General features: G+C 69.5%; 19 protein-coding genes and 1 riboswitch. Of the genes, 8 read left to right on the forward strand and 11 right to left on the reverse strand.

What is annotated here, in order from left to right:
* Nucleotides 1-286: 286 nt before the first annotated feature.
* Together AMA02S_RS16655 and AMA02S_RS16660 are read right to left on the reverse strand one after the other, a co-directional pair.
* Nucleotides 287-634 (reverse strand): hypothetical protein, encoded by a 348-nt coding sequence (locus AMA02S_RS16655; protein ID WP_157430628.1) that lies wholly within the window; start codon nucleotides 632-634, stop codon nucleotides 287-289.
* 85 nt (nucleotides 635-719) lie between these two features.
* A complete protein-coding gene (locus tag AMA02S_RS16660; RefSeq protein WP_067459180.1) occupies nucleotides 720-1310 on the reverse strand; it encodes a phospholipid scramblase-related protein in 591 nt (196 codons plus the stop codon).
* Nucleotides 1311-2346: 1036 nt separating this feature from the next.
* Here AMA02S_RS16660 and AMA02S_RS16670 point away from each other — a divergent pair.
* From AMA02S_RS16670 to AMA02S_RS16685, 4 genes are all read left to right on the forward strand, one after another.
* Nucleotides 2347-2985 (forward strand): HAD family hydrolase, encoded by a 639-nt coding sequence (locus AMA02S_RS16670; RefSeq protein ID WP_067459186.1) that lies wholly within the window; start codon nucleotides 2347-2349, stop codon nucleotides 2983-2985.
* Between the two features lie 63 nt (nucleotides 2986-3048).
* Nucleotides 3049-4239: a helix-turn-helix domain-containing protein gene (locus AMA02S_RS16675; RefSeq protein ID WP_067459190.1), complete on the forward strand. Its 1191-nt coding sequence runs from the start codon at nucleotides 3049-3051 to the stop codon at nucleotides 4237-4239.
* Between the two features lie 184 nt (nucleotides 4240-4423).
* A complete protein-coding gene (locus AMA02S_RS16680; RefSeq protein ID WP_157430629.1) occupies nucleotides 4424-4654 on the forward strand; it encodes a hypothetical protein in 231 nt (76 codons plus the stop codon).
* Entirely contained in the window at nucleotides 4651-5079 is a 429-nt protein-coding gene (locus AMA02S_RS16685) for a hypothetical protein (RefSeq protein ID WP_067459196.1), read from the forward strand. Before AMA02S_RS16680 ends, AMA02S_RS16685 begins: the two co-directional genes overlap by 4 nt.
* A gap of 316 nt (nucleotides 5080-5395) precedes the next feature.
* Here AMA02S_RS16685 and groL read toward each other — a convergent pair whose 3' ends face one another.
* From groL to AMA02S_RS16715, 6 genes are all read right to left on the reverse strand, one after another.
* Nucleotides 5396-7024, reverse strand: coding sequence for a chaperonin GroEL (gene groL / locus AMA02S_RS16690; protein ID WP_067459199.1), 1629 nt, complete (start codon nucleotides 7022-7024; stop codon nucleotides 5396-5398).
* A 1039-nt stretch (nucleotides 7025-8063) separates the two neighbouring features.
* A complete protein-coding gene (locus tag AMA02S_RS16695; RefSeq protein ID WP_067459202.1) occupies nucleotides 8064-8264 on the reverse strand; it encodes a cold-shock protein in 201 nt (66 codons plus the stop codon).
* Nucleotides 8265-8408: 144 nt separating this feature from the next.
* Nucleotides 8409-9014: a nucleotidyltransferase domain-containing protein gene (locus AMA02S_RS16700; RefSeq protein ID WP_067459205.1), complete on the reverse strand. Its 606-nt coding sequence runs from the start codon at nucleotides 9012-9014 to the stop codon at nucleotides 8409-8411.
* 34 nt (nucleotides 9015-9048) lie between these two features.
* A complete protein-coding gene (locus AMA02S_RS16705) occupies nucleotides 9049-9327 on the reverse strand; it encodes a MoaD/ThiS family protein (protein WP_067459208.1) in 279 nt (92 codons plus the stop codon).
* Nucleotides 9328-9345: 18 nt separating this feature from the next.
* Nucleotides 9346-10590 carry a threonine synthase gene (gene thrC, locus AMA02S_RS16710; protein ID WP_067459211.1) on the reverse strand — a complete coding sequence of 415 codons (1245 nt, stop codon included), beginning with the start codon at nucleotides 10588-10590 and terminating at the stop codon, nucleotides 9346-9348.
* A gap of 14 nt (nucleotides 10591-10604) precedes the next feature.
* Nucleotides 10605-10746, reverse strand: a riboswitch (SAM riboswitch).
* 112 nt (nucleotides 10747-10858) lie between these two features.
* On the reverse strand, nucleotides 10859-11869 hold the full coding sequence (locus AMA02S_RS16715; protein ID WP_084265345.1) for a cation diffusion facilitator family transporter: 1011 nt from the start codon (nucleotides 11867-11869) through the stop codon (nucleotides 10859-10861).
* A gap of 121 nt (nucleotides 11870-11990) precedes the next feature.
* Here AMA02S_RS16715 and AMA02S_RS16720 point away from each other — a divergent pair, with 121 nt between their 5' ends.
* Complete coding sequence (locus tag AMA02S_RS16720; protein WP_067459217.1) at nucleotides 11991-13448, forward strand: alpha,alpha-trehalose-phosphate synthase (UDP-forming); 1458 nt, start codon at nucleotides 11991-11993, stop codon at nucleotides 13446-13448.
* A gap of 60 nt (nucleotides 13449-13508) precedes the next feature.
* On the opposite strand, the gene AMA02S_RS16725 is transcribed toward AMA02S_RS16720, so the two are convergent.
* Together AMA02S_RS16725 and AMA02S_RS16730 are read right to left on the reverse strand one after the other, a co-directional pair.
* A complete protein-coding gene (locus tag AMA02S_RS16725; RefSeq protein WP_067460769.1) occupies nucleotides 13509-14546 on the reverse strand; it encodes a sulfotransferase family protein in 1038 nt (345 codons plus the stop codon).
* A gap of 169 nt (nucleotides 14547-14715) precedes the next feature.
* Nucleotides 14716-15267 carry an RNA polymerase sigma factor gene (locus AMA02S_RS16730; protein ID WP_067459220.1) on the reverse strand — a complete coding sequence of 184 codons (552 nt, stop codon included), beginning with the start codon at nucleotides 15265-15267 and terminating at the stop codon, nucleotides 14716-14718.
* 125 nt (nucleotides 15268-15392) lie between these two features.
* Between AMA02S_RS16730 and AMA02S_RS44710 the strand changes: the two genes are divergently transcribed.
* Both AMA02S_RS44710 and AMA02S_RS16740 read left to right on the forward strand, forming a co-directional pair.
* Nucleotides 15393-17603 (forward strand): serine/threonine-protein kinase, encoded by a 2211-nt coding sequence (locus AMA02S_RS44710; RefSeq protein WP_439951599.1) that lies wholly within the window; start codon nucleotides 15393-15395, stop codon nucleotides 17601-17603.
* Between the two features lie 200 nt (nucleotides 17604-17803).
* On the forward strand, nucleotides 17804-18388 hold the full coding sequence (locus AMA02S_RS16740; protein WP_245667597.1) for a PadR family transcriptional regulator: 585 nt from the start codon (nucleotides 17804-17806) through the stop codon (nucleotides 18386-18388).
* Here AMA02S_RS16740 and AMA02S_RS16745 read toward each other — a convergent pair.
* Complete coding sequence (locus AMA02S_RS16745) at nucleotides 18352-18888, reverse strand: hypothetical protein (RefSeq protein WP_157430631.1); 537 nt, start codon at nucleotides 18886-18888, stop codon at nucleotides 18352-18354. The two genes, AMA02S_RS16740 and AMA02S_RS16745, sit on opposite strands and share 37 nt — an antisense overlap.
* Nucleotides 18889-19040: 152 nt before the next feature.
* Between AMA02S_RS16745 and AMA02S_RS41810 the strand changes: the two genes are divergently transcribed.
* Complete coding sequence (locus AMA02S_RS41810; protein ID WP_157430632.1) at nucleotides 19041-19283, forward strand: hypothetical protein; 243 nt, start codon at nucleotides 19041-19043, stop codon at nucleotides 19281-19283.
* Nucleotides 19284-19302: the final 19 nt, after the last annotated feature.

Consider the following 19302-nt stretch of genomic DNA (forward strand, 5'->3'; position numbering starts at 1 on the left):
GGTGGGTTCCCCATCCAGGGCCGCCCGCCTTTCGGCGTGCTGCTCCCTGCGGGGCAAAGTGAACAGTATGCCCCCGAGGGGGCAACGTCAAACCGGCTCGCGCGTCTCAGTGCGCCGAACTCGGCCCCGCCCCCCACGCGCGTTCTACTCGTCCAGCCGCGCGACCTTGGGTTTTGTCCCGTATCGTCCCGATCAAACGCCTCTATTCACCCGTGCCGGGTCGTTGAAAAATTTCTTTCCAGCACCCATCGGTGACGTCGAGCGGGCGCGTCCCCGCCGGCACGGCTCACGGCTGGGCCAGGTACCCACCGACGAAGAGGACCCCCTCCGCCAGGACCCAGACGATCGCCGCCACCGTGAGGAGAGCGTCCAACCGTCCCGCGTTGTGTCGGACGGCGGGCATGGCCCATGCGGCTACGGCCAGCGCGGTCGCCAGGAGGGTGACGGGTATCGAGAACAGAACGGCGTCTTCGAACGCGGTGCCGCAGCTGGGGTCGTGCGCGTCGTCGTCGCCGCAGAAGGCCGCATCGCCCCAGCCTCCCAGGGCCGAGAACACCCAGAGCAGGGCAAGCGCACCGTTCGCGATCGTCGGAATGGCCGGTGAGATCCACCAGCCGTTCGGGCGTCCGGGCATGGCCTGCACGATCGGAACGTACCTCCGCACCCGCGGCGCGGGAAGCCCTACGCGTGGACGTCCTGCGGAGCCCGACGATTCGCGGTCAGGTGATCTCTTTGGACTCGTGGAGGTTCAGGTCCATGACGATCGCCGTCACGGCCGCCATCGTCCGCAGCGGTTCCCGGACGGGATCGAAGATCTCCGCGCTGTACTTGTCGGCCGTCGTCAGCAGGTGGGTGGCCAGGCCCGCCCACTTCTTGCGTACCTGGGCGACCTTGCCCCCCTCGGAGTCCGTCACCTCGAAGTTGTTGCGCGGCACGTCCACCGAGACCGTACCGATCGCCTTGTTCTCGCCATCGCGGATCTTGTAGCGCCGCCCGACCCGCTCCGTCACGAACGTGCCGACGGTCTCACCGTCGGGCAGGCGTACCTCGGTGAGCTCGCGCCCCAACTGCTTGTCGATGACGAGAAGGGGCTCGCCGTCCGGGGTGGTCAGCACGACGGCCCGCGCGTCGAGGTCGGACTTGCCCGGGAAGACGGTACGCAGTGATTCCGCACGGCCCTTCTCACTCGCCTCCCCGGCGATGGCCAGGACGGTGCCGTCCCCGTCGAGCACCTTGTACCGGGACTTGGCGAACGGACCTCTGCGAGGCTGTTCGATCTTGAGCACCGGTGAGCTGAACACTTCGCGCACTCGTCCTCCTGCCTCATCGACCACCCGACGGGTCACCACGATGTTCGCGTATCGGGACGTCCATCCAAGCTGCGATCCTGCCAAGCACGGCCTGCGGGGGGAAGCACTTGCGCGGAGCGTCCGATCAGCGCGACCGCCGTCCGTGGTGCGACACCTGCCTGACCTGGCGAGTACCCGGATGGACTCACGTAACGGCAAGCACCTTCTGGCGTCGAGGTACTACCCGCACCCCGACAACGGACGTGCGATGCGCGTTGATCCCGGACGTGACGTGATGACGCTCCGGGTATCAGCGCCCCCGTCCCATCCGACCCTGACGTGATTCTCCGACCCGAAGGCTTCGCGCTCATCGTTCACGTGTGTGAACTCCGTAGAGGTCCTCCAGCGGCGCCGGTGATCGAAGTCCTCCACACCGACCTCAGGCAGGCGACGCGAGGGAGGGAGGGAGGGAGACGACGTCGATCTCGCTGCCGTCCTCGACGGGCGGATGCCTTCCGGGCAAGTCGACCGCACTCCTCCAGACGCTCGGTCCACGTGCGGTTCCTTGCCGGGGAAGCCCTGCTCGATACGCCGCCGCAAGCCCAAGTGATGGTCGTGCCGGACAGGGTCGGCCGGAGCGACCCGCCGGACGTCCGACACCTCGTCCGATGTCGTCGGCCCCCCGACTGGCCGAGCATGAGGGCACACGTTCACCAGCTGGTGCACCTCGTCGAGCGCGCCGACCTTGATGCACCCGAACCGCCCGTGGAGATGGTTCACAGACCGCGATCAGGCCGGCGCAGCAGCAGGACGCTCCCGGCGTCGTCCCGGACGAGAGCGAACGCCGACGGCTCGTGGGCGCAGGCGCCGCCGGGTCCTCCCAGTGATCGACCCGCCGTGTCCGCTTCGAGCCCGTATCTACTCCGGCCGGCAACGGAATGGACAGCCTGCATCAAGAGTTCCTTCCGGCGGGCTGCGCCCCAAACCGTCCGCGCCTGGCCAAAGTTCTGAGCGAACACCTGAATCGCGAACGGCGTCTGACTCATACCTTGAGTGGATGATCTCCTCTGTCGTGTTCGATGTCGGCGAGACCCTGGTGGACGACACTCGCGAATGGGGGGCCTGGGCCGAATGGCTGGGCGTTCCCCCTCACACGCTTTCTGGCCTTGTCGGCGCCGTGACCGCTCAGGGACGCGACAACGCCGACGCGCTGCGCCTCATCCGACCGGGCTTCGACCTGGACGCCGAACGTCAGGCCCGTGTGGCCGCCGGCTGCGGCGAGCAGATAACGGAGGCCGACCTGTACGGCGACGTCCGCCCGGCGTTGGCCGCGCTGCGCTGCCAGGGCCTGTGGGTCGGCATTGCGGGAAATCAGACGAGCCGCGCGGGAGACTGCCTGCGAAGCCTCGGCCTGCCCGCCGACGCGATCGCCACGTCACAGGAATGGGGCGCCGCCAAGCCGAGCGCGACCTTCTTCGCCAGGCTCATCGAGTGGGCGCAGAGCACTCCCGACGAGATCCTGTACGTGGGTGACCATCCCGCCAACGACGTCACTCCCGCCCACGCCGCCGGACTGCGGACGGCGCTCGTCCGGCGAGGCCCGTGGGGCTACCTGTGGTCCGACGACCCGGCAGTGAGGGGCACCGCCGACTGGATGGTCGACCGGCTGACCGACCTTCCGGAGTTGCTCCGCTGAAACCCGGTGGCCACCACAGATTGCTGTATACGGTGGCGGCAGGATCTACCCACGGAGCCCGCCGTGATTCCGGACAGGCAGATAGGCCATCGCATCGCCGCCACGCGCGTTGCGCGCCGCTTTACACAGGTGCAGTTGGCTGAAGCCGCGTGCATCTCGCTGAGTACTCTGCGCAAAGTCGAACAGGGCAAACGCAGCCCGGGCGATCGCGTCCTGAAATCGGTCGCCGGGGCTCTCGGGGTCGAGCCGGAGGTCCTCGCCGGCCACCGGATCTGCACTGACAGCCGCGTGCACGCGGCTATCCCGGACATCCGCAGCGCCATCGACGCCTACGACGTGCCCGATGACGGACCCGTGCGTCCCCTGGACCGGCTGCGGGAGGCGACCGAGGCCGCGACACGGTATCGCCTGACCGCCCAGTACACCCGGCTGGCGAAGGAACTGCCGCCATTACTCGTCGAGTTGTCACGCGCCGTGCTGGACGAGGGGCCTGGGCGGCGTTATCCCGCGGGGTTGCTGTTTTCCGCATACCGATCCGCCGATGCCGTGGCATACAAGTACGGCTACTACGACTTATCCGCTCGGCTGATCGAGTTAATGCGGCGGTCGGCACAGATCTCCGAGGACCCGGCACTGATCGCCACCGCCGCCTACGTGCGAACCGAGGTCTTCTTCGCCGGTGGCCGCGACCTCACATCTGGACTGCGGGCCCTGGAGATCGCACTTGACGCGATCCCGGACCTGGCATCACCGGACCTCTGGGCGGCAGCCGGTGCCCTGCACATGCGCGCCGCCGTCGTGGCGGCACGGCTGACCGGGGACTTCACTGCCGTCGATGACCATCTACAGGAGGCCCGGCGCAGGGCCGAGGATGTTCCCGAAGGAATCTATAACGGCACCGCTTTCGGTCCGGCTTCTCTGCAAGTCCACGAGGTCTCGGTCGCGGTGGAACTCGGCGACCCGGCGCGCGCCGTCCAGCTGGCGGGAGGAGGCGGGGATGCCGGCCAGAAGATCGGGCTTGACGGCCTCCTCGCAGAACGCCGCTCCCACTACTTCATCGACCTCGCCCGTGCCCGCCTCTGGCTCGGGAAGCGGGACGGGGCATTCGAAGCGCTTCAGACGGCCCGGCGGATCGCCCCCCAGCACGTACGCGAACATCCTTTCGTCCGTGATGCCCTAGTCACCCTCCTTCGCCTGCATATGTCACCACCGCACCAACTTGTAGCATTTGCCGACTGGGCGCGCGCCATCTAGCCAGCTCAGAGGCGGTGACCTCAAGTGTGTCACTCCCTGGCCTTGTGAACCCTCAGCATCAGTGCGTGGCGGTGGTCAGCCGACTGGCTGCCAGCGGCCCGGCTGAACACAGGGCGGCCCCGGCCCGGCGCAGAGAGCGCCTGGAGAGCCGAGGCCTGGCGAAGGGAGAGGTCCGGCAATGGGGATGGCGTCACCACGGGCGGGTGCGGAGGCACAGAAGGCCGCGCTGCGTCAGGAGTTCGGCGGCTGGACCATTATCTGCACCAGCGACACCGGGCGGTGGTGGGCGACCCGGGCGTCCCTCGTCAGTGAGGATCTTTCCCGGGTCGAAGGCGCCACCCTGGACGCCGACACCGCCGAAGGACTGCGGCTCAAGTTGCGCGAGCACTCCCGTGCCGAGGCGGCCAGGCGGTGAGCGGGCAGGAAGAGATCCACCGCGCGTTGGTCGAGGAATTTCCTGGTTGGCAGATCGAGGTGACCCAGGACGACACCGGAGTCGGCTGGGACGCCAGCCGCACACTCGCACCAGGACACGGCGGAGCAATCGGCCTGCACAGCGACAACGCAGCCCTCCTCCGTGAATTGCTGGAAGAGGCAGAACACTGCGACCACCGTCTGGCCCTACGCGAACTTGCAGCCAAGCTAACCGAACGCGGTATGCCCACCCGCCTCTACCCCACCAGCCTGATCATCACCGCGCCGGACGAGCGAGAGCTGCTGATCACCTGCAAGCACAAGATGTTCTGCTGGGCGATGAGTGGCCGAGAGATCGGCCCCACCGCGGACATCAGCGGAGCGGTGAAGCACGTTGTGGACGCAGTGCAGGTGAGCCCGCCATGACCGGCGGCATCGTCCCACCTCGGTTCAGGCCCGGCGTGCGGCACGGCGAGGCCAGGCCACCGGACACCACTGGGCACTCCTGCCCTGGCCGTGGTCCCACACGGGTTCCGGCTCGTGGAAGCCCTTAGTGAGGACGCGGCCGGTGCGCGGCGGCGTCAAAGAGTGCCATCGTCATTCACCGCTCCAGCGACTCCGATCCGTCCGGACGGAGCGACCGGCCAGGATCGTCACGTCCGCCGTCCGCGGAAGCCAAGAGGGGCGGTTCCTGGGGAACCGCCCCTCTACTCGCACGGAAGCGTACGGCTTATGGACTCGCTCAGAAGTCCATACCGCCACCGTCGGGCATGCCGCCCGCCGGAGCCGGGTTCTTCTCGGGCTTCTCGGCGATGACGGCCTCGGTGGTCAGGAACAGCGCAGCGATCGACGAGGCGTTCTGCAGCGCGGACCGGGTCACCTTGGCCGGGTCGAGGATGCCCGACTCGAACATGTTGACGTACTCGCCGGTGGCGGCGTTCAGGCCCTCGCCGGGGGTGAGCCCGCGGACCTTCTCCACCACGACGCCGCCCTCAAGGCCGGCGTTCACGGCGATCTGCTTCAGCGGCTCCTCCAGAGCGCGCTTGACGATGTTGGCCCCGGTGGCCTCGTCGCCCGCGAGCTCCAGCTTGTCGAACGCCTTGGTGCCGGCCTGCAGCAGCGCGACGCCACCACCGGGGACGATGCCCTCCTCGACCGCGGCCTTGGCGTTGCGGACGGCGTCCTCGATGCGGTGCTTGCGCTCCTTGAGCTCCACCTCGGTCGCGGCACCGGCCTTGATCACCGCGACACCGCCCGCGAGCTTGGCCAGGCGCTCCTGGAGCTTCTCGCGGTCGTAGTCGGAGTCGGTGTTGTCGATCTCGGTGCGGATCTGGTTGACCCGGCCCGCGATCTCGTTGGCGTCACCGGCGCCGTCGACGATGGTGGTCTCGTCCTTGGCGATGACGATCTTGCGCGCCCGGCCGAGCATGTCGAGCGAGGTGTTCTCGAGCTTGAGGCCGACGTCCTCGCTGATGACCTGGCCGCCGGTGAGGACGGCGATGTCGTTCAGCATGGCCTTGCGGCGGTCGCCGAAGCCCGGGGCCTTCACGGCCACGGACTTGAAGATGCCGCGGATCTTGTTGACGATCAGCGTGGCCAGGGCCTCCGCCTCGACGTCCTCCGCGATGATCAGCAGCGGCTTGCCGGACTGCATGACGCCCTCAAGGACGGGCAGCAGGTCCTTGTTGGCCGACACCTTGCCCTGAACGATCAGGATGTACGGGTCCTCAAGGACCGCTTCCATCCGCTCGGGGTCGGTCACGAAGTAGTGCGAGATGTAGCCCTTGTCGAAGCGCATGCCCTCGGTCAGCTCGAGCTCCAGACCGAAGGTCTGGCTCTCCTCGACCGTGATGACGCCTTCCTTGCCGACCTTGTCCATCGCCTCGGCGATCATCTCGCCGATCTGCGCGTCGCCGGCGGAGATGGAGGCCGTCGAAGCGATCTGCTCCTTGGTCTCCACGTCCTTGGCGAGCTTGGACAGCTCCTCACTCACTCGCTCGACCGCGGCCTCGATGCCCCGCTTGAGGGACATCGGGTTCGCGCCGGCCGCGACGTTCCGCAGACCCTCGCGCACCAGCGCCTGGGCCAGGACGGTCGCGGTGGTGGTGCCGTCACCGGCGACGTCGTCGGTCTTCTTGGCTACTTCCTTGACGAGCTCCGCGCCGATCTTCTCCCACGGGTCCTCGAGCTCGATCTCCTTGGCGATCGACACACCGTCGTTGGTGATCGTGGGAGCGCCCCACTTCTTCTCCAGCACGACGTTGCGGCCCTTGGGACCAAGGGTCACCTTCACGGCGTCGGCGAGCTGGTTCATGCCGCGCTCGAGACCGCGGCGGGCCTCCTCGTCGAACGCGATCATCTTTGCAGCCATAGGCTCCAGTCCTCCCGGAACAAGGTGGCTTAAAGGATCGAGCCGACGCCCGCGACGGCCGGCCCCGCCTGACGACTGCCATTCCGCCGCCAGACTGAGACCTCATCGTCCCGACCCAGACTGTGAAGCTGTCACTCTCCACAGTAGAGTGCCAACCGTTTGTTTAGCACTCTACCCTGCCGAGTGCAAGCGACGCGCATCCGTGCCGAGGGAAGGTTCACTTACCTGACCGAAGGCGTTCTCACCTGCGTCAGAGTCCTGCGAAGCCTGTTCAGACGTACGCTGCTGTCCCCCCGGCTGTGCGCACCAGCCGTCCAAGGAACGACCCGCACCATCGCTCGCCACGACCCGGTCGCCTGCCCATACCAAGCCAGCGCCCCGGAACGCCTGCTCGGTCTGCCCCGCCACCAGCCAGCCGTCCCGCTCCCAGGACGCCCAGGCCCATCATCTGCCCCCGCCCACAGCAACGGCCGAACCGGTGAATGGACCGGCAGCACACGTGCGGTCCACTCCGCCACCACCACCGGGCACAACGACTCCAACTCCGGCGCAACCTTGCGGGTCGGCCCCGACCACACCCACCGCCCAGCGCGCCCTCATGGGCGGGGCGGCGCCGCTCGCACCTCACCGCGATCGGCCGCGCCCAACCAACGGTCCGCCAGGAGTCACGGTGCCGCCCGAGTCGCCCAGTCGCACAAGAGCAGGCACAAGCGTTTCCGCGGAGCAGGGGGCGTTGCCGGTTGAGCTGGAATAGCGCGGGCTCCCCGACACCGAGTCGTCGAGAATGCGCTGCCAGCAGTCGACTATTCGTGACTATCGGCTGCAGAGAAGCCCACCGGTTACTTGCGCACCGACGTGGTTTCTGCCCCACCCTGCCCTTTGTCTCCGTTCGACGCGTTAGCTGTACGAGTGAGACACGGTATGTCCCTGATTAGTGCCATGTTCGTACCAGCATGCGCGGAAGAAATTCGGGATAGCGGGCGGGTCTCCGCGACGGGAATCTCCGGGGGAGATCACCAGGTAAGTGGGCATCTGCTGGTCAGAGGGTCTTTACCCCTTCGGCCTGGGGGCCTCGGTCGCTCTGGGTTATCTCGAATTCGACCCGCTGCCCCTGCTCCAGGCTGCGGTATCCGTCCATCTGGATCGCCGAGTAGTGGACGAAGACGTCCTGGCCGCCGTCGACGGCTATGAAGCCGTATCCCTTGTCGGCGTTGAACCATTTGACCGTGCCCTGCGCCATGCCGAACCTGCCCCGTTTTTCCTTGTGATGTCTCGGACCTCGCCCCTTTGCGAGATCCGTGAACACCCGTGTCTCCTTGGCTTCGCGGCCGCGGCGGGGTCGACTCGGCGTGATCGGGGATGACCTTAGCGGGTGGGCCGGACGTCAGGAGGCCAGACCGGACGGCCGGTAGTGGACGAGCGGGAGCACCTCCTGTTCGAGTTGTCGGGGCAGGCGCAGCCCGTAGCGGGTCTCCAGGCGGTCGCGGGCGCGGATGTAGCGCGCCACCGCTTCTTCGAGGCTGGGCGGGACGGACGGGATGCCCAACGGTTCCAGGATGTGCCGGCTCATGCGCAGCAGTTCCCCGCGGACGCGGTCCGTCATGCCGCGGCGACGCTTACTGACCAGCCATAAAGTCCAATCCCAGAAGTGAGCATCCATGGCCGCGAGGGTGTCGGGGCCGGCGCGCCAGGGTGGGTTCGAGCGGCGCGGGACGTCCGGGAAGAGCAGATCGATCTTGGTGGGTCCGGGGAAGATCAGCAGGTAGCTCGCGACGTCGCCGAGCGGGTCCCACTGGGCGGCCAGCGGGTTCCGGGGGCGGGCGAGTTCTGGCAGGTCAGAGGCTATGTGGCCGAAGTCTTCGACAAAGACGTGGAAGTCCCAGTCCGAGAGTTCCGTGGCGGTTCCGCGTGCCCGAGAGCCGGCGAGCTCGACCTGGCGCACCGTGGGGTGCGCCAGGACCGAGCCAGCGATGTAGTCCGCAATGCCCATGAAGAGGCTTTACCCGAAAAAGCCCCGGTGGGCGTCAGCCGCCCGCGACCGCGGGGATGATCGAGACCTGGGCGCCTTCGGGGGTCGCGGTGTCCAGTCCGTCGACGAAGCGGACGTCCTCGTCCCCGACGTAGACGTTGACGAACCGGCGGATCTTGCCGGCGTCGTCGAGGATGCGGGCGGAGATGCCCGTGTAGCTGGTCTCCAGGTCGGCGACGACCGCGCGGAGGGTGGCGCCCTCCGCCTTCACCTCCGCCTCGCCGCCGGTGTAGGTCCGCAGGATGGTCGGGATGCGGACGGACACGCTGCTCATATGGTTACTCCTTCGTTGTCAGGCGAGGCCGGCGGCGCGGAACGCCTCCAGGGACGGGGCGATGTTCGCGGACGGGGCGACGACGGGCGCGACGGCGTCCAGGGTCTTCAGCCCGTCCCCGGAGTTGATGATCACGGTCTCGGCGGACGGGTCGAGCGCGCCGCCGGCGACCAGCTTGCGCAGGGTCGCGACGGTGACGCCGCCGGCGGTCTCGCCGAAGATGCCCTCGGTGCGGGCGAGCAGCCGGATGCCCTCGACGACCTGCTCGTCGCTCACGTCCTCGACCGTGCCGCCGGTGCGGCGCGCCACGTCCAGGACGTAGGGGCCGTCTGCGGGATTGCCGATGGCGAGGGACTTGGCGATCGTGTCGGGCTTCACCGGGCGGACGACGTCGTGCCCGGCCTTGAACGCCGCGGCCACCGGGTCGCAGCCGGTGGCCTGCGCGCCGAACACGCGGTAGGGCTTGTCCTCGACCAGGCCCAGCTTGATCAGCTCGGTGAAGGCTTTGTCGATCTTGGTGAGCTGGGAGCCGGACGCGACCGGGACGACGATCTGGTCGGGCAGCCGCCAGCCGAGCTGCTCGGCGATCTCGTAGCCGAGCGTCTTGGAGCCCTCGGCGTAGTAGGGCCGGACGTTGACGTTGACGAACGCCCAGTCCTCCTGCTCGCCCGCGATCTCGGAGGCGAGCCGGTTGACGTCGTCGTAGTTGCCGTCCACCGTGACGAACGTGCCGCCGTAGACCGCCGTCGTGATGATCTTCTGGGACTCCAGGTCGGACGGGACGAACACGGCGCTGCGGATCCCGGCGCGCGCCGCGGCGGCGGCGACCGCGTTGGCCAGGTTGCCGGTGGACGGGCAGGCCAGCACCTTGAAGCCCAGTTCGCGGGCGGCGGCGAGCGCCACCGCGACGACGCGGTCCTTGAAGGAGTGGGTCGGGTTGCCGCTGTCGTCCTTCACCCAGAGGCTCTGGAGACCGAGGTTCTCGGCGAGGTTGTCGGCGCGGACGAGCCGGGTCAGACCGGGCTCGGTGTTCGGGGTGTCCGCGATGTTGGACGGGACGGGCAGCAGCCCGCGGTACCGCCAGATGTTGCGGGGTCCGGACTCGATGTCCGCGCGGGTGATCCCGCCGAAGTCGTAGGCGATCTCCAGCGGGCCGAAACACTCCTCGCACGCGTAGTGCGGGCCGAGTTCGCGGGATGTACCGCATTCGCGGCAGACGAGAGCGGTAGCTGGTCCGAGATTGACGGCAGGCGTGAGTGCCATGTGGGCGAGGCCTCTCCCCATCTTCCCTGCGCCACCTTGGTCGCAGGCCGGAGTTGGCACCATCTCCCGGCCGGCCTCGCAGGATCGCGAGCGCACACTAGCCGGGTGGTTGCCGGGGCTTCGTAGGGCCGGTCCCTCCACCCCTCTGGATGAGCGGTATTCAGTTGTTGGCGACGGCAGTGCCTTCGCTGTGAGCGCTATCAGCTCGTATGCGAACTTTACATGATTCGACCTGGTGCCAGACAGGTGGGTGCCGCCGATCCAGACGTTACCCGGGTGAGTCCTTGATCACGCCGACCCCTCCGTCCCCGCACATCTCGGCGGCCACTTCCTGTGGCGCGTCAGCCGGGGTCGAGTCCCGGGCAGGCCGCTGGGTGGGGTCGAGGAAGACGTGCCGGACGATCGGGACCCGTTCGCGGAGCCGCCGGTCGATCGCGCCCGCGACGTCCTCGGCCTCGTCGGCGCTGATCTCGTCCGAGAAGTGGACCTTGGCGGCGACGAGCAGTTCTTCGGGGCCGAAGTGCATGGTGAGGAGCTCGTCGACGCCTGTGACGCCGGGGGCACCGGCGATCTCGGCGTGGATCTCGCGCTGGGCGGCGGGGTCGGCGGCCTGGCCGATCAGCAGCCCCATGCTGTCGCGGCCGAGGGCGAAGGCGACGACGACGAGCAGCAGCCCGATGAGGACCGAGGCGAGGCCGTCCCAGAACGCGGACCCGGTGATCTCGCGGAGGGTGAGCCCGGCCGTGGCGATCGCGAGGCCGATCATGGCCGCGGTGTCCTCGAACAGCGCGGCCTTGAAGGTGACGTCGGGCGTCCGGCGGACGTGGTCGACGAGGTCGCGCCCGTTGTCGCGGGTCTCGCGGCGCGCCTGGGTGAAGGCCCGTACCAGGGACGTGCCCTCCAGCACGGCGCCGAGGGCGAGAACGGCGTACGCCAGCCACACGTGCGTGCCCTCGCCGCCATGGCCGACGATCGTGAGGATGCCCTCGAAGATCGAGAAGCCGGCGCCCGCGACGAAGATCCCGAACGCGGCGAGGAGTGACCAGAAGTAGCGTTCGTTGCCGTATCCGAACGGGTGGCGCCGGTCGGGTGGACGGGCGCTGCGCCGTAGCGAGGCGAAGAGGAAGCCCTGGTTCAGGGTGTCGGCCACGGAGTGCGCGCCTTCGGCGAGCATCGCGCTCGACCCGGCGAGCACCCCGGCGATCAGTTTCGTGAACGCGAGAATGAGGTTTGCCGCACCGGCGACGAGCACGGTCTTATGAGTCTCGGACCTGCTCATCCCGACCGGGTACCCGGAGCAGACCACCCTAACCGGGCATATCGCGGGCGTCCCTTCTTCCGGCCGCTCTATCCCGCGGGCCACTTTGAAGCCCTTCGGTCCCAGCTGAGACCCTGCCGGTATGAGCCAAGTGCTGGTGGCATCGAACCGAGGCCCGGTGTCGTTCTCCCTGTCGGAGAACGGTGCGCTGACCATGCGGCGCGGAGGCGGCGGGCTGGTGTCGGGCCTCGCCGGCGTCACCGGCGCCGCCCGGCCCGAGGTCCTGTGGGTGTGCGCGGCCCTCGGCGAGGCCGACCGCGCGGCGGTGCGCCAATCCCCGGACGGACGGCTGGACCAGGCGGGCCATGACACCGGCGGCGCAGCCGTCCGGATGCTGGACATCCCGGTCGCCACATTCCACCGCGCGTACAACGCCGTCGCCAACTCGACGCTGTGGTTCGTTCACCATCTGCTGTACGACACTCCGCGCAGCCCGCACTTCGATGCACGCGCGCGCCGGGACTGGCAGTCGTATGAGGCGTACAACGCGGCCTTCGCCGACGCGCTGGCCCGCGACGCCGCGCCGGGCGCGAAGGCGGCGATCCAGGACTACCACCTGTCGCTCGCACCGCGCATGCTCCGCGACCGGCGCCCCGACCTGAAGATCGTGCACTTCTCGCACACGCCGTGGGCGCCGCCGGAGTACTACCGCCTTCTCCCGGACGACATCGGCGAGCAGATCCTGAACGGCATCCTCGGCGCCGACCACGCCGGGTTCCTCACCGAACGGTGGGCGGCGGCGTTCCTCGACTGCTGCGAGCAACTCCTGCCGGGCGCTCGCGTCGACCGGACGGCCAGGACCGTCACGCGTTCCGGGCACGTGACGCGAGTCGGCGTCCATGGCCTCGGCGTGGACGCGCAGGCGCTGCGCCAGCGCGCCGCCAAGCAGGACGTCACGGAGCGGGCGCGCGCGCTGCGTGAACAGGTGGGCGACCGTCAGCTCATCGTGCGCATCGACCGGACGGAGCTGTCGAAGAACATCGTCCGGGGACTGGCCGCGTACAGGGAACTGCTCACCAACCATCCCGAGTGGCGCGGACGCGTCGTGCACCTGGCATTCGCCTACCCGTCCCGCTACGACCTGCCGGAGTACCGCGAGTACACGGCGGCGGTGCAGCGGACAGCCAAGCAGATCACCGACGAGTTCGGGACCCCGTCCTGGGACCCGCTGATCCTTCAGGTCAACGACGACTATCCGCGTTCCCTCGCCGCCTACGGCCTCGCCGACGTGCTCTTGGTCAACCCGATCCGGGACGGCATGAACCTCGTCGCCAAGGAGGGCCCCGTCCTGGCGGAGCGCGGCTGCGCGCTGGTGCTGTCCCGCGAGGCGGGAGCGGCGGCCGAACTCTCCGAGGACGCCCTCATGGTCAACCCCTACGACGTGTCGCAGACGTCCGAGACGCTGCACCGAGCCCTGCTGATGCCCCGCGCCCAGCGCGCCGAGCGGTGCGCGCGCCTGGCCGCCGCCGCGACCGCCCTCCCCCCGCAACGCTGGTTCGCCGACCAGCTGAGCGCCCTCGACCGACCCCCGCTCGACTGACTCGCGCTCGTTGGGTGCCGCCCGGTTACGGCGTGCTCCCCGCCCGTCCCGGCGCGTCCTTCAGGGGGCGGAGGGTTCCGGGACGGCCGGTTCCATGATCAGGAGGGATTCGACCGGGCCGGGTTCATGGTGGCGTTGCCAGCGTTCGCGCAGGTCGGCCTTGCGCTGGGCCATGCGGCGGTGGGTGCTCGTCTTGCCGAACCGTGCGAGCTGCGCCGCGGACGGACGGGGCAGTCCGCTGGGCTCGTAGCCGTACTCGGCCAGGCGCTCACCGAACGCGGCTTCGGCGAGGCTGATCTCCCACGGGTCGAGGCGCTGCGCCCACATTCCGATGCGGCTGGACGTGATGAGGTCGCCCGTCCCCCGGGCGTGCTCCCTTCGCTGCGCCGGGATGGTCGGTTCGACGAGACCTTGCGGCCGGGTCATCGCCGGGTCGAACTCCTCACCGAGGAATCCGCAGAGCCGGATCAGCTCATCGGCCGGATCGGCGACGAGCCGCTCGTACTGGAGCTCGTAGTAGGCGTCATAGTCGAGCCGCGTGGCGAGCCGTCGTCCGGTGTCGATCGCCTCGCGCCACGCCGAGATCGCATGGTGGACGTCCTGCCGGTACCAGGGCGCCTCTTCCATGGACGCGACACAGTCGCGACCATCACGGACGAGGTGAACGAACTGCGCGTCGGGGAACATCCGTACCAGCGTCCCGACATGCCGGAGGTAGCTCGGCCGCTTGTCCCCCCAGCGCGGCTTGCCGCACTGGCGGGCATGGGCCCGGAACACGATGGCGAGCGCCGACCCCAGTGTGGGCGGCCCGGCGACGATCTCCCTGACGATCTCGGCGGCGTCCAGGCCGAGCGTCCCGAACCGGGTCTCCTTCCGTTCGGTGATCCACTCGGCCAGCGCTCGTCTGTTCTTCCTTACGCGCAGGTCACCGAACTCGCACCTCGCCATGTAGGCGGGCAGAAGGAACTTCGTCTCGGCGGGCATCGCGATGCGGTGGTGCGCATTCAGCATCAGCCGCAGCACGGTCGTCCCGGATCGGGGACAGCCGAGGACGAAGATGGGACGGTCGGGACGGGCACCGAGCTGACCTGGAGGCATGCACGGCATGGTGGCCGACACGCGCCCGCCGTGGACGGACCCTTGGAGCATGGTTGCCGACCGATGACCGACCTCTGACCGCCCGCCCGCTCATGATCTACCCCGACCGGTCGGCGGGGTCATGTGGGGGCAGGCGTGGGGGTCAGGCATGGGGGGTCACGTGTGGGGGTCAGGTGTAGGAGTCTCCCAGGGTCTGGCGGACCTGCTTGCGCGCCTCGTGGATGCGGGACTTCACCGTGCCGAGCGGGAGCTTGAGCTGCTCGGCGATCTCGGCGTACTCCAGTTGCGAGACGTCACGCAGGACGAGGGCCTGGATGAGGTCCGGCTTGCGGGCCTCCAGGTCCTCCATGGCGTCCAGGATGTCGACGCGCGAACCGGCGATCACGCTGGTACGGCGCGGGTCGGGACGCTGCTGTGGCAGCTCGCCGGCCTGCTCGACGGAGCGGCGCTTCAGCGAACGGTAGGTCGAACGCGCGGAGTTGGCGACGACGACGTGCAGCCATGTACTGAACCGCGACCGCCCTTCGAAGCGGTGGATGTTCCGCGCGACCTGAAGCAACGCGTCCTGGCACGCCTCCTCGGCGTCCTGCCGGCAGGGCAGGAACCGGGAGCTGTGCCGCAACACGTCCGGTTCGATCTTGCGGAGGAGCTCGTTGAGGGCGGACTGATCGCCCTGGGCGGCCTTGACGGCCAGCTCCTCGGTCCTTTCATCGAATGCCATGCGGCGCCTCAATGCTCGTTCGCACACTCACCCCGTTTGTTGGGCATGATACGGGAGTGTCCTTCCCACCATCAGTCGGCCGTTACCGAATCGATCGCGTCCTGGGTTCCGGGGCGTTCGCGTCTGTGTGGCTCGGGCACGACGACGCACTTGAGTCGCAGGTCGCCATAAAAGTCCTGTCCGGGAGCCTCATCGACGACCTGGACGTGCGGAATCGCTTCCTGGAGGAGGCCCGGATCCTGCGCCGCGCCGACTCCGAGCGGCTGGTGCGGGTCCACGACATCGGGGAGTTGCCCGACGGACGCCCCTATTTCGTCATGTCGTACGCCGATCGGGGGACACTCGCGGATCGCATGCGCGAACGGCCACTTCCGGTCAACGAAGCCCTTGCGCTCGCCGAGGAGACCGCGTACGGCGTCGAGGTGATCAACACGCTGGGTGTGATCCACCGCGACCTCAAGCCGTCCAACGTGCTGTTCCAGTCGACGGCCGACGGCGGTGAGAAGCTGCTCATCGCCGACCTCGGGCTCGCCAAGGCCCTCGCGCACGCGTCCGGGGCGTTCACGCTCCCGGTCGGCACCCCCGGTTACATGTCGCCGGAGCAGGCACGGTTCGGCGGCGGCCTCGACGTCCGCGCGGACGTGTACGGGCTGGGTGCGCTGACGTACCACATGCTCACCGGGCGGGCCCCCGGCCCGGCGCCGGTGAAGTCCCCGCCGAGCGAGCTGCGCGAGGGGCTGCCGCCCGCGTCCGATCAGGTCATCCTGCGGGCGCTGGAGGTCGAGCGGGAGAAGCGGTGGCCGACCGCGGAGGCGTTCGCGGAGGCCCTGTCCACGCTGCGGCCGACGTCGATGCCCGGGGCCGTCCCGCCTTCGTACGGGCCTCCGGCGCAGCCGTCCACGCAAGCGCGAGGGCAGGGGCAAGGGCAAGGGCAGGGTCCCGTCATCGAGCCGGACGCGACCATCCAGGACTACTACCGGGACGGTTCGGCGGCGCAGGCGCAGGGAGCCGCTCCCCTACCGTCCGGCCCGGGTCAGCCGCCGGTTCCGGGGCGGGCCGCCGTTGCCGGGCAAGGCCCGCCGCCCCCAGGCCGGGCGCCGTCGACGCGCTTCGACGCACCGTCCACCGAAGACGACGTGCACACGTCGGAGATGCGCGTGCCCCCGAAGCCGCCCGCAGGCGGTGAGCCCGCGACGGTCGTGGACCAGCCGAGCGGCCGCGCCACCCCGTTCGGCGGGCCGGTGGGGCAGCCGACCGACCCCGACGACGACCGCACCGTGTCGCTCCAACAGCAGCCCTACCCCGGCCAGCCGGGCCCCCAGGGCGGCGGGGCCGCGAACGGCGAAGACAAGACGACCGCGTTCCCGGTCCCGCACGGGGGCGGCCCTCCGCAGAACGCACCCATCCCACCTGGGCCAGCAGGTCCGGGCGGTCCGGGCGGTCCGGGCGGTCCCGGTCAAGGACCTGGCCCAGGCCCAGGCCCAGGCCCAGGCCCGGGGCAAGGCCCAGGCCCCGGTCAGGGCGGTCAGTTCCCTCCGCCGCCGACCGGCTTCCAGCCGCCGCCTCCCGGTCACGGGCAACAGCAGGGTGCCGGCGCCAAGCGCGGGCTGCTCGGCAAGCTCAAGGGCATCGGCGGAGGGAAGTCCGGTAGCCCGGGTGGCCCCGGCGGTCCCGGGCCCCAGGGCGGCGGGCAGGGTGGTGGGCAGGCCGGCGGCCCGCCCAAGAAGTTCGTCACGCCGCTGATCATCACGGCGGTCGTGCTGACGCTCGCCCTGGTCGGTGGGCTGGCCCTCGGGACGCTGTTCTCCGGCGACGACAAGGGCAAGGGCGGCGGCGGGAAGAAGGCGTCCGCCATCCCGAAGGACTTCGTCCAGATCACCGACGCCTCCGGCAAGATCAAGGCGGCGGCACCGAAGGCGTGGCCGAAGCAGCCGGAGGCGACGTGGACACCGTCCACCGTCCGGCTGAACGACACGCAGCCACGACCGGTGCTGCGCGCGACGCCGAACATGGCCGCGTTCCTCGGTGACGGGGCGGGCCCCGGCGTCTTCATCGGCGTGACCACCGACGTCCAGGACGGGAAGCTGCCGCCGCCGAGCGCCGCGGTCCACTCGCAGTGCACCAAGGCGGCGCCGGAGAACTACACCTCGCCCGACAAGGCGCTCAGCGGGACGATCACGCGGTTCACCGCCTGCAAGTCCGGGACGCCGTCGGTCACCGAGGTCGGCCTGAGAGACAAGTCAGGAAAGTTCGGTCTGTGGATTCGGGTCAAGGAGACCGACGGCCGCAACGCGACCAAGGACATCCTCGACCACCTGACGGTCGCCGGGCCCTGATCTCCGGCTCGGCCGCCGCCCCCGGCCCTCATCACTAGATCACCATCGGCCCCTGAGCCGCGCGCCCACCCTTCACCAGAGGGAATCGCCGCAGCTCAGGGGCACTCTTATGGCATCACCACAGTCCGAGTGTTGCATCGCGAGCCATCTCGATATATCGTTAATGCATCGCAACCGATCACTACATGAAGGAGACTGCGATGCGTGAGCACAACACGAGAAGGCGCGGAGGCTTCCGGAACCCCGAGGAGCGCGAGCGCCGAGGCGATCCGTTCGGTCCATGGGGAGGCGGCTTCGGTCCCGGGTCCGGCCACCGCGGGCGGGGCGGCCGAGGTCGCCGGACCCGGCGCGGCAACGTCCGGGCGGCCCTGCTCGCCCTGCTCGCCGAGCGGGCGATGCACGGCTACGAGATGATCCAGGAGCTCGACAACCGCACCGGCGGCGTCTGGCGTCCGAGCCCCGGCTCGGTCTACCCGACCCTCCAGATGCTGGAGGACGAGGGCCTGGTCAGCAGCGAGGAGCAGGGCGGCAAGCGGCTGTTCGTCCTCACCGACTCCGGCCGGGAGGAGGCGGCGGCACAGAACGCCGCCCCCTGGGACGAGGTCACCGAGGCCGCGGGCGAGAACGTCATGCGCGGCCGCGAGGCCATCGGCCAGCTCCTCGGAGCGCTGCAACAGGTCATGGCCGTCGGCAGCGAAGCCCAGAAGGCGCGAGCGCTGGACGTCGTCAACGACGCCCGCCGCCGCCTCTACGGCATCCTCGCCGATGACCCGGAAGCCGAGTGAACCGCGACCGCCGTGGCCGTCCTACCGGCCACGGCGGTTCCGTCCCGGCGCGCCGGGACGCCTGCCTCGCCCGCGTCAACGCGGGAAAGGCGCATGCTCTGCCAGCCGGTCGGCCACGTAGAGCTGCTCCACACGTACAGCCCCATGTCCTCGCGGGTCAGCCGCCGCTCGACCGGCACGTCGACCGTCGCGCGCACCAGATAGGACGCGCCGGGCGGCATGAACGTGTCGCCGCCGTCCCCCGCGATCGGTTCGCCGCCCGCGAGCCGCCGGACGACCTCGCTCCTTGTCGGCGGCGTGCACATGTCCTCGGGGACGCTGGCCTGCGGCATGCACCGCCCCCGTGCCCGCGGCGTGACGAGGTCACGCTTGACGAACACGTCCCCCGGGAAGTCGAGCAGCACCTCTCTGCCGGTCGGATTCGTCAGGATGTACTCGATATAGGCGAACGCCCCCGGCGACGTGGGTGACTGGAACGTCGTCACCGCCGAGTCATTCACGGCAGGGTCATTCACCGCGCGGTCGCTCACACCCCCGGTCACCGTCGCGATCCGGTACGTGGCCCCGTCTGCGGTCCCAACCTCGATCGCCGTCCCGCTACGCGGCAGTGGCACGCCGGGCCGACCGTTCGCCCGGCCCCGTCGCCGGAGCCGTGCGTCAGCAGGAGAGCGGACGTGACCAGCGCGGCGAGGACGAGCACGCCCGCCGCCAACAGCGCGCGGCGACGCCCCGCCTGCCTCCGCTCGCGGCGCGCCCGGCGCGTTCGGCCCGCCTCCTCCGGCAGGCCGCCGAGCCGCACCCGGACGCCGCTGGTCTCCCGAGCCCCTACCGGCGGCCTGTCGTCGACGGGCACGGCCACTGGGGGCGCTGGAGTCTCACGGGATCCGAACGATGACAGAGGTGACTCTTGTCAC

Source organism: Actinomadura macra NBRC 14102, from assembly GCF_001552215.1.
GTDB lineage: Bacteria > Actinomycetota > Actinomycetes > Streptosporangiales > Streptosporangiaceae > Spirillospora > Spirillospora macra.

What these genes read in the sequence shown, in the direction of transcription:
- AMA02S_RS16705 (WP_067459208.1), bottom strand. Translation starts at nt 9,327, where the DNA reads ATGAGCAGCGTGTCCGTCCGCATCCCGACCATCCTGCGGACCTACACC.
- AMA02S_RS16725 (WP_067460769.1), bottom strand. Translation starts at nt 14,546, where the DNA reads ATGCCTCCAGGTCAGCTCGGTGCCCGTCCCGACCGTCCCATCTTCGTC.
- AMA02S_RS16700 (WP_067459205.1), bottom strand. Translation starts at nt 9,014, where the DNA reads ATGGGCATTGCGGACTACATCGCTGGCTCGGTCCTGGCGCACCCCACG.
- AMA02S_RS16655 (WP_157430628.1), bottom strand. Translation starts at nt 634, where the DNA reads ATGCCCGGACGCCCGAACGGCTGGTGGATCTCACCGGCCATTCCGACG.
- thrC (WP_067459211.1), bottom strand. Translation starts at nt 10,590, where the DNA reads ATGGCACTCACGCCTGCCGTCAATCTCGGACCAGCTACCGCTCTCGTC.
- AMA02S_RS16730 (WP_067459220.1), bottom strand. Translation starts at nt 15,267, where the DNA reads ATGGCATTCGATGAAAGGACCGAGGAGCTGGCCGTCAAGGCCGCCCAG.
- AMA02S_RS16720 (WP_067459217.1), top strand. Translation starts at nt 11,991, where the DNA reads ATGAGCCAAGTGCTGGTGGCATCGAACCGAGGCCCGGTGTCGTTCTCC.
- AMA02S_RS16670 (WP_067459186.1), top strand. Translation starts at nt 2,347, where the DNA reads ATGATCTCCTCTGTCGTGTTCGATGTCGGCGAGACCCTGGTGGACGAC.
- AMA02S_RS16680 (WP_157430629.1), top strand. Translation starts at nt 4,424, where the DNA reads ATGGCGTCACCACGGGCGGGTGCGGAGGCACAGAAGGCCGCGCTGCGT.
- groL (WP_067459199.1), bottom strand. Translation starts at nt 7,024, where the DNA reads ATGGCTGCAAAGATGATCGCGTTCGACGAGGAGGCCCGCCGCGGTCTC.
- AMA02S_RS16715 (WP_084265345.1), bottom strand. Translation starts at nt 11,869, where the DNA reads ATGAGCAGGTCCGAGACTCATAAGACCGTGCTCGTCGCCGGTGCGGCA.
- AMA02S_RS16740 (WP_245667597.1), top strand. Translation starts at nt 17,804, where the DNA reads ATGCGTGAGCACAACACGAGAAGGCGCGGAGGCTTCCGGAACCCCGAG.
- AMA02S_RS16695 (WP_067459202.1), bottom strand. Translation starts at nt 8,264, where the DNA reads ATGGCGCAGGGCACGGTCAAATGGTTCAACGCCGACAAGGGATACGGC.